This window comes from Clostridium pacaense, from assembly GCF_020709765.2.
Taxonomy (GTDB): domain Bacteria; phylum Bacillota; class Clostridia; order Lachnospirales; family Lachnospiraceae; genus Enterocloster; species Enterocloster hominis.
Map to the genome: position 1 here is coordinate 557,510 of NZ_JAJFEB020000001.1, position 14,161 is coordinate 571,670.

The following is a 14,161-nucleotide window of genomic DNA, read 5'->3' on the forward strand; positions in this document are numbered from 1 at the left end:
CTCACTGCTCCGATTTCTTTATTATATTCCTGTCATTCTTCCTTCGGATACTGAGTTCATGCTGGTCCGGCCCGAAAAACAGCTTCTGTGACAGCACAGGCGTGTCATATTCCGTGTAGAGCACCTCCTCTAACAAAAGCAGCGGTTCCCCTTCCTGGATGTGTAATATGTTGGCCAGACGCTCCCTGGCCTGTCCCAGGCGGATTTTCGTATCGCTGTACAGTCCGCTTGTTTCCAGCAGTTCCGTATAATAACGGTAAACCGTATCCGTGTCCTCCAGATCCACATTGCTGTTGTCCAACACCTCATGGGGCATATACACCATGGAAAACCCGGCCGGCGTATCCCCGGAATAGTAGGTGATGTCAATGACAGCCACCACGCTGGAGGGCCGCAGTTTAAGGACCTGCTGGTGCTTTTGTGTGGCTGGCTGGAAGCCGATGGTGGTCACCACCCGGTCCACCGGCTCACTGCAGAAATCCACGATGGGATTCCCAATCCGCTCCAGCCCGCTTTTACTCATATCCTGGTTGGAAAGGACGATATTGCCCTTTCCCTGGTGGTTGATGATTAAACCGTCTTCCTGCAGGAGCAGCATGGCCTGACGTAACGTACCCCTGCTGACCTGCAGCTGTTCCGCCAGGATGTTCTCTCCCGGCAGCTTGTCCCCAGCTTTGTATTTCCCATCCTTCAGCCATTGGCTGATGGTCTCATATGCAGCCACATACAGCGGTATCTTTACATTCTTTTCATTAATAACAGTATCCTTCACAGGTCCCGTGCTCCTTTCGTGCGCCTTGGCGTCAGTTCTTATACATGTCCGGCACAGCATATATCTTGTTCAACAATGCCGCGCTTCCTGTATACTAGTATAGAACTAATCCACCAGTTTGCCAAGTGCTTCCGGACCTTTTACCCGTTTTCCCACAAACAGCAGCACAATCAGGGTCACTGCATAGGGCAGCATCTGCACGAACTGGGACGGAATGGATAAATCCGTGAGATAGAACCTGGCTGCCTGGGCAATGGCAAATATCATGCCCGCGCCCATGGAGCCAAGGGGCTGCCATCCGCCGAAAATATTGGCGGCCAGGCCCATGAAGCCCCTTCCCGCCGTCATGTCCACCACGAACAGGTTGTTCTGGGATATGGACAGATAGGAGCCGGCCAGGCCAGCGATGCTGCCGGCCAGTATCATGGCCGTGTAGCGGTAGCGGTTTACCGGCACCCCGGCTGTCTGGACCGCATAGGGCTGGTCGCCCATGGCCCTGTACCTAAGGCCGAATTTTGTCTTATAGAATACCACCCAGACCCCTGCCACAATCAGGAACATGGCGTAGAGGTAGGGGGACTGTTCCTTAAACAGGGCGCCTATGATGGGAATCCGGGACAGTCCCGGTATGGTCAGGTTGGGGATGGATGCCACGGATTCAGACATGCCCTCTGTCTGCCAGACCGCTTTTAACATCACTGCCGTGATACCGCTGGCAAACAGGTTGATGCCCACGCCAACCACGGACTGGTGTGCTTTCCATTTCAGGCAGAACAGGGCGTAAAACCATCCGATCAGGCCCCCAAGGACCAGGGAGAGCGCCACGCCTGCCAGGGCCGAGCCGGTGACATAGGAACCCAGGACCCCTGAGAATGCGCCTACCAGCATGATTCCTTCCACACCCAGCAGTATGATTCCCCCGCGCTCCGCAATGGTGCCGCAGAGGGCGCCCAGGACAATGGGGACGGACAGCTGCAGGGTCAGGCCGATAAAATTATTGATCATTTCCATATGTCATCCTCTCTTTCTGCCCCATTTAATCAGTTCCGGGGCCGCTACTAACAGGATTACCAGGCTCTGTATGACAATTACCATGTTGGTGCTGACCATGGTTTCCCTGCTCATGCGCAGGGAGCCCATGTCCATGATTCCAAAGAGCAGGGCCGTGAGAAGCACTCCTGCGGGGTGGTTCCTGCCAAGTATGGCCACCGCGATTCCCGTGAACCCGAAGGAGGGGGAGAAGCCTTCTATGAACCTGTGATATTTTCCAAATACTTCTGTAATTCCGGCCATGGCCGCAATGCCGCCGCTGAGTGTCATGGACATGATAAGGAACAGGTTCACCCGGATGCCCGCTGTCCCTGCAGCGGATGGATTGGCCCCCACGGCGCGGAGCTGGTATCCCACCGATGTCTTCCACAGGAAAATGTACATGGCCACAGCGATGAAGATTAACAGGAACAGGGCATATGTCAGCTGGGTCCTTGGAAGCAGCTTGCCAAACCAGATTCCCTCTGCAATCAGTTCTGTCTGGGCCGTGGAACCTTCTGTCTTAAAGGGACCATTGACCAGGTAGGATGTGAACAGGGTACAGATATAGTTGAGCATGATGGCCACGATTACCTCGTTGGTACTGAACCTGGCCTTGAAAATGCCTGGCACGCTTCCCACCGCCATCCCCGCAAGGATTCCTGCCAGGATGCTGACAACCAGCAGTATGGGGGCAGGAAGGAAGTTAAGGGTCAGGGCCGTTATGACACTTGCCATGGCCCCGGCGTGAAGCTGTCCCTCTGCTCCTATGTTTAACATGCCGCACCGGGAGCCCATGGCCACTGCCAGGCCGGTAAATGCCAGGGGAATGCTTTTACTGATTGTGTTGGCAATGGACTGGGGCGTTCCCAGCGCGCCCTGTATCAGGGAGGCATAGGCCCTGATGGGTGACTCCCCTGCCAGAAGGATGAACAGGGCTCCGATTAAAAGCGCCAGCCCAATGGCTGCCAGGGATTTGCCTATCTCTGCGGTCTTCTTGTTACATATCCACTTCATGAGCATTTACCTCCTGCTTCTTTCCTGCCATGAACAGGCCGATTTCTTCCTTTGTATATTCCCCATTGGTAAACTGGGCGCTGGCCTCCCCTTCGTAAAACACGGCGATGCGGTCGCTGAGGTTCATGATTTCCGACAGTTCCGCCGATATCAGAAGGATGGCCTTGCCCTGGTCCTTTAGCTCAAGCAGGGTCTTATGTACCTTTTCAATGGCTCCGATGTCCAGTCCCCGCACGGGCTGGGCCACCAGTACCAGACCTGGATCGTGGCTGATTTCCCTGCCGAGGATTACCTTCTGCTGGTTCCCCCCTGACAGCTGGCCGATTTCCTGGTCCACACCAGCGATTTTTATCTCAAATGCCTCCACCTGCTTCCCGGCGTCCTGTTTCAGCTTATCATAGTCAATAAAGCCCTTTTTGCAGTACTGAGGATTTTTCTGGTAACCCAGAAGGAAATTCTCAGTGATGGAAAAGCTGGAAATCATGGCATTCTTGTGTCGGTCGGACGGTATATAGCCAAGGCCCATGGCCTTCCTGTCCTTTACAGGCATGGTATGGATGGGGGTCCCGTTCAAAAGGATGCTTCCCTCTGTCACCTTGCGGTTACCCACTATCATTTCCTCCAGTTCCTGCTGTCCGTTGCCGTCCACGCCCGCAATGCCAAGTATCTCCCCTGCATGCACGGTCAGGCTCACTGTGTTCCCGGCCCGTTCATGAAGGCGGACATCCCTGATTTCCAGGACCACGGGGCCGGCCTTTCCTCTTCCCGCCACCACGGATTCCACCTGCCTGCCCACCATCTGTGTGGCCAGTTCCTTCTCGTTGGTGTCTGCGGTGTCACAGCAGAATACCACTTTACCTTTGCGGATAACGGTTATCCGGTCGGACAGGGACATGGTCTCGTTAAGTTTGTGGGTGATGAATACGATGGTCTTGCCGTTCTCCTTGAGCTGACGCAGGATTTTAAATAATTCATCTACCTCCTGGGGTGTCAGCACGGCGGTAGGTTCGTCCAGGATAATGATATCCGCTCCCCTGTACAGGGTTTTCAGTATCTCCACCCTCTGCTTCATGCCCACGGAGAGATTCACCACTTTCTCATCCAGATCAATCCGGAAGCCGAACCGCTCCACCAGTTCCTCCACCCGTCTGCGGCTCTCTTTCCTGTCCAGTAAGAAACCGCCGGATTCCTTGCCCAGGATAATGTTCTCCAGGACCGTCAGCTGGTTTACCAGCATGAAATGCTGGTGCACCATGCCGATTCCCAGTCCATAGGCATCATTGGGATTGGCAATGGATGCCCTTTTTCCATTAATATGGATCTCTCCTGCGTCCGGATGATACAGCCCGAAAAGGATATTCATCAGGGTGCTTTTACCGGTTCCGTTCTCTCCCAGAAGACAGTGGATCTCCTGGTGTTTAACAGTAAAGTCAATGCCGTCATTGGCGCGTACCGGCCCGAAACATTTTACAATGCCAACCATTTTGATTGCGTCCATACCTGCCTCCTGTCTCCTAGTTCAGTTCAGATGGTATCTCTATCTCCCCTGCAATTACTTTCTGTTTCAGTTCCTCCAGCTGTGCCAGCATATCATCCGTAACCTTGATATTGCTGTTTTCCACGGTCACGTCCACTCCGCCGTCACTTAAGCCTAACATCTGGTTCTCCCCTGTATAGGTTCCCTCCACAACACTGGCAATGGCATGGTATGCGCAGGAATCCAGCTTTTTAAGCATGCTTGCCATGATATAGTCCGGTGCAATGCTGTTCTGGTTCAGGTTCACGCCAATGGCCACAAAGCCCTTTTCCTCTGCTGCCTGGAACATGCCCATGCCGGAGGCCCCTGCGGCGTGGAAAATCACATCAGCGCCTTTTTCCACAAAGGTATTGGCAATGGTCTTGGCCGTAGTGGGATCATTAAAGCCGCCTGCATAGTCAATCAGCACATTCATATCCGGCTCTATGTACCTGGCCCCGGCCTGATAGCCTGCTGCAAACCGGTTGATAAGGGGATTGTCCACGCCGCCGATGAAACCGATGGTCCTGCCGTCCCCCAGCTTACTGTCAATGGCTTCCTGCTTGGCCAAGGCTGCCAGGGCGCCTGCCAGGAACGCGCCCTCCTGCTCCTTACAGGAATAGGACGCCACATTGGACAGGTCGGAATCAGCGTCCAGAAGCGCAAAACGCTGTTCCGGGTAAGTGGCTGCCACGTTGGTAAGGGCGTCCACCTGTTCCGCGCCAACACAGATGATTAAATCATAGTCACCGGAGGATGCCATCTCGTCCTGGATGATTTCCTCATCCGACACTGACTTTGGCTCCACCTCATCATATGTAATCCCAAAATCCTGGGCCGCCTTCTTCACGCCTTCCAGGGCCAGGTCGTTGAAGGAATTCCCCCCAAGCCCTGCTTCCGTGAAAATGATTCCCACATGGACCGCGCCTTCTGCTGTTTCCCCTGCCGCCTCTCCTGCTGTTCCTGATTCCTGTCCTGACTGTCCTGCCTTCTGTCCTGCGCTGCCTGCGGATGCAGAACCGCATCCCATGATTGCGGTGCCCGCCACACTGGCTGCTGCCATGAATGCTGCTAATTTTTTCATTGTTTTCATTGTTTTCTTCATTTACTTCCCCTCCGTTTTTATACTTGTTATAATACTTTTTGTATATGTGTACAAACTTGTTTTACAAGTTATTTAAAATGTATCACCAATACTGTATTTTGTAAATCATTATTTTCATCATCCATTCCATTTCGTTAAAACCTCACGAAAACCGGAGAGGGATTTTGTGCATTTTTACAATGTATCTATCCTTTTTTGCATGTTTGAAGATTTAAGGCATGTTTGAAAATTGCTTTATGTCAGCTGTATATCCTGCGTTGCCCTAACAGGGCACCTTGGGTGCATTCCTTAGATTGGATAGCGGGAATGGATTCTGGGATTGGATATTAGGACTGGATATTGGAAATGGATTCTCAAACATGACCTACGGCAAGGTAAAAGTTCATTGGGTGGAAGGAAATGATTTAAAGGAATTTTCTTTAGAGGAATTTTCTTGGTTTTTAATTTATAGGTTTTTAATTTATATTTCAAAAGTATCTTGTTTTGGCATCTTAATGGCGCTATACTCTATTCATCCGGACATCAGCAGGCTTATCAGGAGGCTATTCCAATTACACATATCTCATTATGATCCAATCATTCTGATAGTAAGTTTCAAGTTATTTCCAACTATATTTTCCCAAAAAGCAAAACATTCAATATCCATCTTAATTATCAACGGTATGAAGCTGCCCTTATTGAATAAGGGTATTGTCCGGCATTTCAAAAGAAGTTATAATAGGAGTAGCTTACCTATGGCCTACCGGTAAAGGAGGCTATATGGAACAAAGCAACGTATCTTACAAACCCCGGGATGTCTTAGACGCCCCTAGCCAGATTGAGGACAAAGTACTGAAAACAGCAGCCATGTTCTTCGGACAGGAACTGCTCCCCTACCTTGGGGTTAAGGGCCGCATGACTGCAATCGCCCCCACGGAACAGGTCCACCTGGATGTGCGCAGGATGGAGGAAGATTTTAATTTCATCATGGAGGATGGGGTATTACGGCATTTGGAATTTGAAAGCGACCCGATTACTGAAAAGGATTTAAGACGTTTCCGGGAATACGAGGCATTCTTAAGCCTGACATCCGGCCGCCAGGTCATCACCACTGTCCTTTGCAGCGCCGATGTCAGGAATCCTAAAACAAGCTTAAATTGTGGGATTAACGTATACCGGATAGAATTAGTCCGGATTAAGGATGATGATGCAGACCGTGTATTCAATGACCTGGAAATGAAGATGGGGCAGGGAGGACGCCTCACCAGAAGCGACCTATTTCCCCTGCTGCTGGCGCCGCTTATGTCCGGCAACATGGATATATGCGGACGCATCTGCCGGGGAATGGATATCCTGCGCATGGCACAGGTTGATGCGGATAAAGATGATATCCGGCATATGGAAGCCGTGCTCTACGCATTGGCAATTAAGTTCCTGAATAAAACAGATTTGGCAAAGGTAAAGGAGATGATGGGTATGACACTACTTGGACAGATGCTTATGGAAGATGGGATTAAGAAAGGACTTAAAAAGGGAGAAATGACTAAGCTGATTTCCCAGGTCATGAAAAAAGCTAAAAAGGGATTATCCCCAGAAGAAACAGCAGAAATACTTGAAGAGGATCCGATGGTCATCAGCCGGATTTATCATGCGGTTAAGGAATATCCGGATATGGATGAGGATGGGATATACAGACAGTTGTATAATTAACCATAGGCTGACGGTCAGGGTGGCGACGGGGAAATAAGACCCATCCAGAGAATATTTATATCAATGCACAGGATGCCAAAGAGTATGGTTTGCCGGGCTGTCCGTGAATTTTTCACTTCCCAGCATTCCTTTTCTCACAGATATCTTGATAATTTCCCCTGACCCGGTTTATACTTTAATAGCCGGACATGAACAGGCACATCAGGAAGCTATTCCAAATAACATATCATTTCATCTTTTATGATTCTGATAGTAAGTTTCAGTTTATCTTACTTTATAAATTCCAGAGTTTAGAAAATCACAATCTACATATTCATTTTAATTCACCAACGGTAAAAACGACTCTTAGTTAATAAGGGTATTGTCCGGCATTTCAAAAGAAGTTATAATAGGAGTAGCTTACCTATGGCCTACCGGTAAAGGAGGCTGTATGGAACAAAGCAACGTATCTTACAAACCACTGGATGTCTTAGACGCCCCTAGCCAGATTGAGGACAAGGTCCTGAAAACAGCAGCCATGTTCTTTGGACAGGAACTGCTCCCCTACCTTGGGGTTAAAGGCCGCATGACTGCAATCGCCCCCACGGAACAGGTCCACCTGGATGTGCGCAGGATGGAGGAGGATTTTAATTTCATCATGGAGGATGGGGTATTACGGCATTTGGAATTTGAAAGCGACCCGATTACTGAAAAGGATTTAAGACGTTTCCGGGAATACGAGGCATTCTTAAGCCTGACATCCGGTCACCAGGTCATCACCACTGTCCTTTGCAGCGCCGATGTCAGGAATCCTAAAACAAACTTAAATTGTGGGATTAACGTATACCGGATAGAATTAGTCCGGATTAAGGATGATGATGCAGACCGTGTATTCAATGACCTGGAAATGAAGATGGGGCAGGGAGGACGCCTCACCAGAAGCGACCTATTTCCCCTGCTGCTGGCGCCGCTTATGTCCGGCAACATGAATATATGCGGACGCATCTGCCGGGGAATGGATATCCTGCGCATGGCACAGGTTGATGCGGATAAAGATGATATCCGGCATATGGAAGCCGTGCTCTACGCATTAGCAATTAAGTTCCTGAATAAAACAGATTTGGCAAAGGTAAAGGAGATGATGGGTATGACACTACTTGGACAGATGCTTATGGAAGACGGACTTAAAAAGGGGGAAATGATTAAGCTGATTTCCCAGGTCATGAAAAAATCCAAAAAGGGATTATCACCGGAAGAAACAGCCGAAGTCCTTGAAGAGGACCTAACCGTAATCAGCCGGATTTATAATGCGGTTAAAGAGCATCCTGATATGGATGAAGATGGGATTTACAGACAGCTGCATAATTAACCCCAGAGGTACCACCTTGCCGGGGTGTCCATGCCCCTTCACTTCCCGGCATACCTTCTCCCACAGATAGATTCCGGCCAGCTCAATCAACGTCCATCTACAAAAAACATGATGATTTCAAAAAAGGCAATCCTGGGCGGAGTACTATCCGTACCAGGATTGCCTGCATCCGTAAATACCATAAAATCTTTATTACCAGGGACGTACTTAGATGGGACTGAAAGCTTAAACAATCCCTGATACCGTCCCCCGTATCACGAACCCAAATTCGATATCCTCATCCGACGGAACGTGGTATTCCTCCTCCACATCCGACCCCCAGCTGTCAATCCCTCCTACGCCCCGCATGGCGCCCAGCACCGATACCACGGTCCTGCGCGGTACCGGAAGTTCTTCCCTGTGAAGGGCATTTTCCAGTTCATGGGGAGTATATGGGATTGCGGAAAAATGAAAGGGATTTTCTTCCATGGCTATCTCAAGACAGCGTTTAAGGCCGTCCTCAGGCTCTTGAAGCCGCAGCCACTGTGTATCCACATGGCAGCCATATTCCTGCGGCACCAGATAATCCGGTTTTTCAACCTGGCTTTCCCATATCCCCCATGCACCGCCCTTTTTCCTGTCAGGGTATGTCTCTCCCCGGCGCCCTTTCCACTGTACATTCCCCGCCACAAAGGGTACGGAAAAGCGCAGGCCGAATAACGGCAGCTGGGGCAGTCCATCCTGCCCGTGATAATGGCAGTGCACCCGGATTGTCCCGGCAGCGTCAACGGTATAGCTGACACTCACCTGGGCCGCCGGTACCGTGCTGGCAGCGTACTCATAGGTAATACGCACCTGGTCAGGGCTTTCCTGGACATGCCATCCCGTGCAGCTGATAAACTGGTCAGCGCCGCACCAGACAGCGCTCCTGACAGCAAACCCATTCCCCTTGTCATTCTCCGTGGATGCCCTCCAAAAGGCAGGCATTGCAGGACGGTAAACCCACTCCAGGCCATCATACACCAGTGACACCATGCCATGCTCCGAGTAGGAGAAAATCACATGAAACCCGTCACCCTTTACTCCCAGTGTAACATCCCCGTGAATGACGGTAAGACGCTTATGCCCTGTCCCATTGCCACCCGGCCTTCCGCCATCCCCCGCCTCTGCGTCCCGGCCCTCCCGGTCAAACCGTTCCCGCTCTTCTTTTGTGCTGTACCAGTAGCGTACCTCCTGCATGGCAGGCTTTTCCCTTCTGTCCGCAAAAACAATCCCGTTTCCGCTGAAGGCGTAATCCGTGGGTCTGTCCCCAAAGTCCCCGCCATATCCCAGGACTTCCGTTCCATCCACATCCTTCCTGTAGATGGCCTGGTCAATATAATCCCAGATGAACCCGCCCTGATACATGGGGAATTCATCCGCCAGCCGGATATAGCTCTCCATGCCGCCAATGGAATTGCCCATGTCGTGCATGTACTCGCACAGAAGATACGGTTTCTGGGGATTGTCCTCCAGGTATGCCCGTACCTCTTTGGGAGGCGCATACATACGGCTCTCCACATCGCTGATTTCATTAAACTTCCGGTTCCAGTACACCCCTTCATAATGAACCGCCCTGGACGGGTCCTTTTCGTGGAAATACCGGCTCATGGCCAGGATACAGGTTCCTGCATAGGATTCATTTCCGCAGGACCACCACAGGATGCTGGGATGGTTCTTGTCCCGCTCCAGCATGGACGCTGCCCGGTCCACCACACAGGCCTCCCACTCCGGCAGGCTGCCCGGAACATTCCAGGAGGGTTCACATTTTCCCATTTTCTGCCAGGAACCGTGGCTTTCCAGGTTTGCCTCATCCATGACATAGATGCCGTTTTGATCGCAGAGACTGTACCAAAGGCTTTGGTTGGGGTAGTGGCAGGTGCGAACCGCATTGATGTTGTTGCGCTTCAGGATTTCGATATCACGGCGCATATCCTCCTGTGTGACGGCACGTCCCCTTTTGGGATTCCACTCATGGCGGTTCACGCCATTAATCATGATGCGTTCACCGTTGATGAGCATGATTTTATCCTTGATTTCAAAACGGCGGAACCCGGTTTTCAGAGGGACCACCTCGATAACCTCCCCACTATCCCACTTAAGGCTTATATATAGCTGGTACATATATGGGTCTTTGGATGACCATGTCCGGACGCCGGGGATTTCCTCCTCCGCCAGCATCAGATACCTGCCATCCTTCATACTGTCCGGACCTGCATCATCCCCGACAGTCCTGCCTGACGCGGCCACAGTTCCGTCCTGTCCGTACAGCCTCCACTCAGCCGTGACACCGCTTCCGTCCAGGCTGTCAATCCATCTGGTTTCCTGTCCCCCTCCGCCATCTTCAGCAGAAGAGACCCTGATGCCCAGGGCAAATGTACCGGTCCGGTAATCCTCCTTAAGCCCTGCCCGTACCCATACATCCTCCACATGGAACATGGGTTTTGCATACAGGTACACACTCCGGAAAATGCCGGAGAACCGGAAGAAATCCTGGTCCTCCAGCCAGGCCGCCGAGCTGCGCTTATACACCTCCACACAGAGGCGGTTCCCTGTCTCCCGTATCATCGGGGTCAGGTCAAAATCCGAAGGCGTGAACGAGTCTTCCCCATAGCCCACAAACTGTCCGTTCAGCCATACATAAAACGCCTGTTCCACGCCCTGGAAGGAGATGCACACACGCTTTCCCCTTAACCCCTCCTCCAGGTCAAACTCCTTTACATAGCTTCCCACCGGGTCATGGTCCCAGTCAATATGGGGCGGGCGCATCTCTACATGGCCTTCCCATGGATACATGGTATTGATGTAGTGGATCCGGTCATAGCCCTGCAGTTCCATGTGCCCTGGTACCTCTATGGTATCCCAGCCGCTGTCATCAAACCCTTCCTCAAAAAATCCGGCGGGCCGGTCATCCGGCCGCCTGCTCCAGGCAAATCCCCATTCCCCGTCCAGGCTCTGGATGAGCGGGCTTTCCCCAGCCTCCGCCTGTGCCTCTGTTTCGTAGAATCCATGGTCTGAATGTGCATCCAGCCGGTTCACCTGGAATACCTGGGGATCCTCCAGCCATCCAATATCTGCTTTCCTATGTTTCATTCCAAATCCTCCTGGTTCCAATCAGATATCAATCTCCCGCTCTTTATAATAAAACTTCCTGTCCCGCTCCCCGATTTCCCTGAGGACCCGGCAGGGGTTCCCCACAGCCACCACATTGGCCGGGATGTCCCTGGTTACAACGCTTCCCGCTCCGATGACTGAATTGTCCCCAATGGTCACTCCTGGCAGGATGACTGCCCCTGCCCCGACCCACACGTTCTCCCCGATACGCACCGGAATGTTATACTGGATTGCCTGCCTGCGAAGCCCCGGCTCCACAGGATGTCCGGCCGTGGCAATTGTCACATTCGGTCCGAACATGCAGTGCGGCCCAATGTGGATTTCAGCGTCATCCACCAGGGTCAGGTTAAAATTCGCATAGACAAAATCCCCCATGAACACATGCTTTCCTCCCCAGTTACAGTGCAGGGGCGGTTCAATGTAACAGTCCTGCCCCACAGAACCCAGCATTTTCTCCAGGAGGATCCTGCGTTTTTCCCCCTCACCCGGTCTGGTGGCATTGTAATCATAGAGCAGTTCCATATACTGTTCCTGCTCTTTCAGGATCTGCGTATCTCCTGGATAATACAGCTTTCCCTCTTCCATCCTCTTTCTTGTCCCATCCTGACACATAGGCCCTTTCCTCCCTGTCCGTCATGTAATAAGAAATGTCTGCCACATGCACTGCGCGCCATTCTTTCATGCAATTTTACTCCTTAACCGCCCCGGCCGCAATGCCTGCAAGGATATATCTTTGGAAAAATAAGTATATGCATATGGTTGGCAGCATGACAATGATGATCCCGGCCGCCAGCTGCTGCCAGGACCCCCTCTGGGCATTGGCATAATCCATCAGGAAGGTGGTCAGGGTGCGCAGCTTGTTCTTAGGCATATACAGATATGGGATGTACATGTCATTGATGATGTTAATGGCCTTGATGATTACCACCGTGGCCGTGGCCGGCGCCAGAAGCGGGAATATGATCCTGGTAAACAGGCCAAAGTACCCGCAGCCGTCCAACAGTGCGCTTTCATCCAGGGACACGGGCAGGGTGGATATGAACTGCCTGTATATGTACAGCTGCATCAGGTCGGATGCCACATAAATCACAATCGGGGCGCCCAGGGTATTGTAAAGATGGAGCCCCTGTATGACCTTAAAACGTGCAATCTCAGTGACAAAGCTGGGAATCAGCATCCCTACAAAGAACAGTCCCACAATGAATCCCTTAAACCGGAAATTAAACCGTTCAATGATGAAAGCCGTGATGGTGCCGAACATCACATTGAAGAAAATACTAACCGCCAGTATGATGCCTGTGTTCTTAAATCCCACCAGAAGGTATTTGTTGCCCAGCACCTTCTGGAAATTATCCAGTGTGAACCGGCTCTTTGGCGGCAGGAGCAGCGGGGATATCCTTACCATGTCGGCCTTGGTCTTAAAGGAGGCAAATAACACCAGTATGATGGGTGCCAGCACAATGGCCACCATGGCCAGGCAGATAAGCTGCTTCAGGATCTGGGTTGTTGTACGTTTTACCATAATCACTTATCTCCTTTCAATACAATGCCATGGATGATCTTGTTCTGAATCAGGTAAATCACCACGATCATGACCATGATGGCCACTGCCATGGTTGATGCAAGGCCAAAATTACTGTAGGTAAATGCCGTCTCAATGGTATACAGGGTAAAGGTGGAGGACGCGTAGCCAGGCCCGCCCGAGGTCATGACAAACGGGATGTCGAACACCTGGAGCGCACCCCTGATGTTGTCAAACAGTACAAAATCAACCATCAGCATGATGGCCGGGATCTGGATGAACTTAAACATCTGCCATGCATTGGCCCCGTCCACCCTTGCCGCCTCCTGCACATCCTGGGGCAGGGACTGAAGGGCGGCCATGAACAGGATGACATGGTAACCGGAGAACCTCCACAGGGACACAAAGGCCAGCACGAAGTTTACGATTTTGGGGTCGGACAGCCAGTTCTGGGACAGCATCCCCATGTGCAGCGCTTTTAAAATCGCATCAAACGCACCGTTAACCGGTGAAAAGAAATAGGAAAAGGCGTAAGAAATCGCAACGCCGTTGATGATATAAGGCATGAACACCAGGGTCTTATAAAACTTGGCGGCCCTGAGCCTGGAGGTGAGCAGCACCGCAAAGGCCAGCTCCACAGGAATCATGCACAGGTGGACCACGAAATAAACCGCATTGTTTTTAAGGGACTGCCACAGGTCCGCATTCCTGAACATGGATATATAGTTATCCAGCCAGATGAATTTACTGGAAGGCGACATTCCGTCCCAGTCGGTAAAGCTCATCCGCATTAAATCAAAGGCCGGGAGCACCACGAAACAGATCAGCAGCAGGGTGGGGATGATTAGGGACAGTATGATAAAATTCCTCTTTTTCCTTTCAAGGGAACTCATTGTATTTTCCTCCTTGTCATGAGCACATAGTGGATGAATCTCCATAAAAAAGGATACAGCAAAAATGATTCAGGGTTCGGTTCCTGTTCCTTTTGCTGCATCCGTTACTGTCATGTAGCAGGGCCTGCCTGCCCGGCT

The 14,161-nt window shown here is 51.3% G+C and carries 12 protein-coding genes; 3 read left to right on the plus strand and 9 right to left on the minus strand.

What is annotated here, in order from left to right; all coding sequences use genetic code 11:
* Nucleotide 1: 1 nt before the first annotated feature.
* The 5 genes from LK536_RS32245 to LK536_RS32265 form a co-directional block, all read right to left on the minus strand.
* Nucleotides 2–772 carry a GntR family transcriptional regulator gene (locus LK536_RS32245; RefSeq protein WP_008725027.1) on the minus strand — a complete coding sequence of 257 codons (771 nt, stop codon included), beginning with the start codon at nucleotides 770–772 and terminating at the stop codon, nucleotides 2–4.
* 105 nt (nucleotides 773–877) lie between these two features.
* Nucleotides 878–1,783, minus strand: a complete 906-nt coding sequence (locus LK536_RS32250; protein ID WP_227795010.1) for an ABC transporter permease — start codon at nucleotides 1,781–1,783, stop codon at nucleotides 878–880.
* A gap of 3 nt (nucleotides 1,784–1,786) precedes the next feature.
* Nucleotides 1,787–2,818: an ABC transporter permease gene (locus tag LK536_RS32255; protein WP_040382357.1), complete on the minus strand. Its 1,032-nt coding sequence runs from the start codon at nucleotides 2,816–2,818 to the stop codon at nucleotides 1,787–1,789.
* Nucleotides 2,802–4,316 (minus strand): ABC transporter ATP-binding protein, encoded by a 1,515-nt coding sequence (locus LK536_RS32260; RefSeq protein ID WP_008725021.1) that lies wholly within the window; start codon nucleotides 4,314–4,316, stop codon nucleotides 2,802–2,804. Before LK536_RS32260 ends, LK536_RS32255 begins: the two co-directional genes overlap by 17 nt.
* Before the next feature lie 16 nt (nucleotides 4,317–4,332).
* Nucleotides 4,333–5,439, minus strand: a complete 1,107-nt coding sequence (locus LK536_RS32265; protein ID WP_008725018.1) for a BMP family lipoprotein — start codon at nucleotides 5,437–5,439, stop codon at nucleotides 4,333–4,335.
* 275 nt (nucleotides 5,440–5,714) lie between these two features.
* Here LK536_RS32265 and LK536_RS32270 point away from each other — a divergent pair, with 275 nt between their 5' ends.
* The 3 genes from LK536_RS32270 to LK536_RS32280 all read left to right on the plus strand — a co-directional run bounded on the left by LK536_RS32270 (nucleotide 5,715) and on the right by LK536_RS32280 (nucleotide 8,476).
* Complete coding sequence (locus tag LK536_RS32270) at nucleotides 5,715–6,188, plus strand: hypothetical protein (protein WP_506092050.1); 474 nt, start codon at nucleotides 5,715–5,717, stop codon at nucleotides 6,186–6,188.
* A gap of 10 nt (nucleotides 6,189–6,198) precedes the next feature.
* Nucleotides 6,199–7,128 carry a hypothetical protein gene (locus tag LK536_RS32275; protein ID WP_227795011.1) on the plus strand — a complete coding sequence of 310 codons (930 nt, stop codon included), beginning with the start codon at nucleotides 6,199–6,201 and terminating at the stop codon, nucleotides 7,126–7,128.
* A 430-nt stretch (nucleotides 7,129–7,558) separates the two neighbouring features.
* Complete coding sequence (locus tag LK536_RS32280) at nucleotides 7,559–8,476, plus strand: hypothetical protein (RefSeq protein WP_227795012.1); 918 nt, start codon at nucleotides 7,559–7,561, stop codon at nucleotides 8,474–8,476.
* A gap of 225 nt (nucleotides 8,477–8,701) precedes the next feature.
* On the opposite strand, the gene LK536_RS32285 is transcribed toward LK536_RS32280, so the two are convergent.
* From LK536_RS32285 to LK536_RS32300, 4 genes are all read right to left on the minus strand, one after another.
* Nucleotides 8,702–11,587, minus strand: a complete 2,886-nt coding sequence (locus LK536_RS32285) for a glycoside hydrolase family 2 TIM barrel-domain containing protein (RefSeq protein WP_227795013.1) — start codon at nucleotides 11,585–11,587, stop codon at nucleotides 8,702–8,704.
* A gap of 21 nt (nucleotides 11,588–11,608) precedes the next feature.
* Nucleotides 11,609–12,220: a sugar O-acetyltransferase gene (locus LK536_RS32290; protein ID WP_008725009.1), complete on the minus strand. Its 612-nt coding sequence runs from the start codon at nucleotides 12,218–12,220 to the stop codon at nucleotides 11,609–11,611.
* Between the two features lie 76 nt (nucleotides 12,221–12,296).
* Nucleotides 12,297–13,130 carry a carbohydrate ABC transporter permease gene (locus LK536_RS32295; RefSeq protein ID WP_008725006.1) on the minus strand — a complete coding sequence of 278 codons (834 nt, stop codon included), beginning with the start codon at nucleotides 13,128–13,130 and terminating at the stop codon, nucleotides 12,297–12,299.
* Nucleotides 13,131–13,132: 2 nt separating this feature from the next.
* On the minus strand, nucleotides 13,133–14,023 hold the full coding sequence (locus tag LK536_RS32300) for a carbohydrate ABC transporter permease (RefSeq protein WP_008725004.1): 891 nt from the start codon (nucleotides 14,021–14,023) through the stop codon (nucleotides 13,133–13,135).
* Nucleotides 14,024–14,161 lie beyond the last annotated feature (138 nt).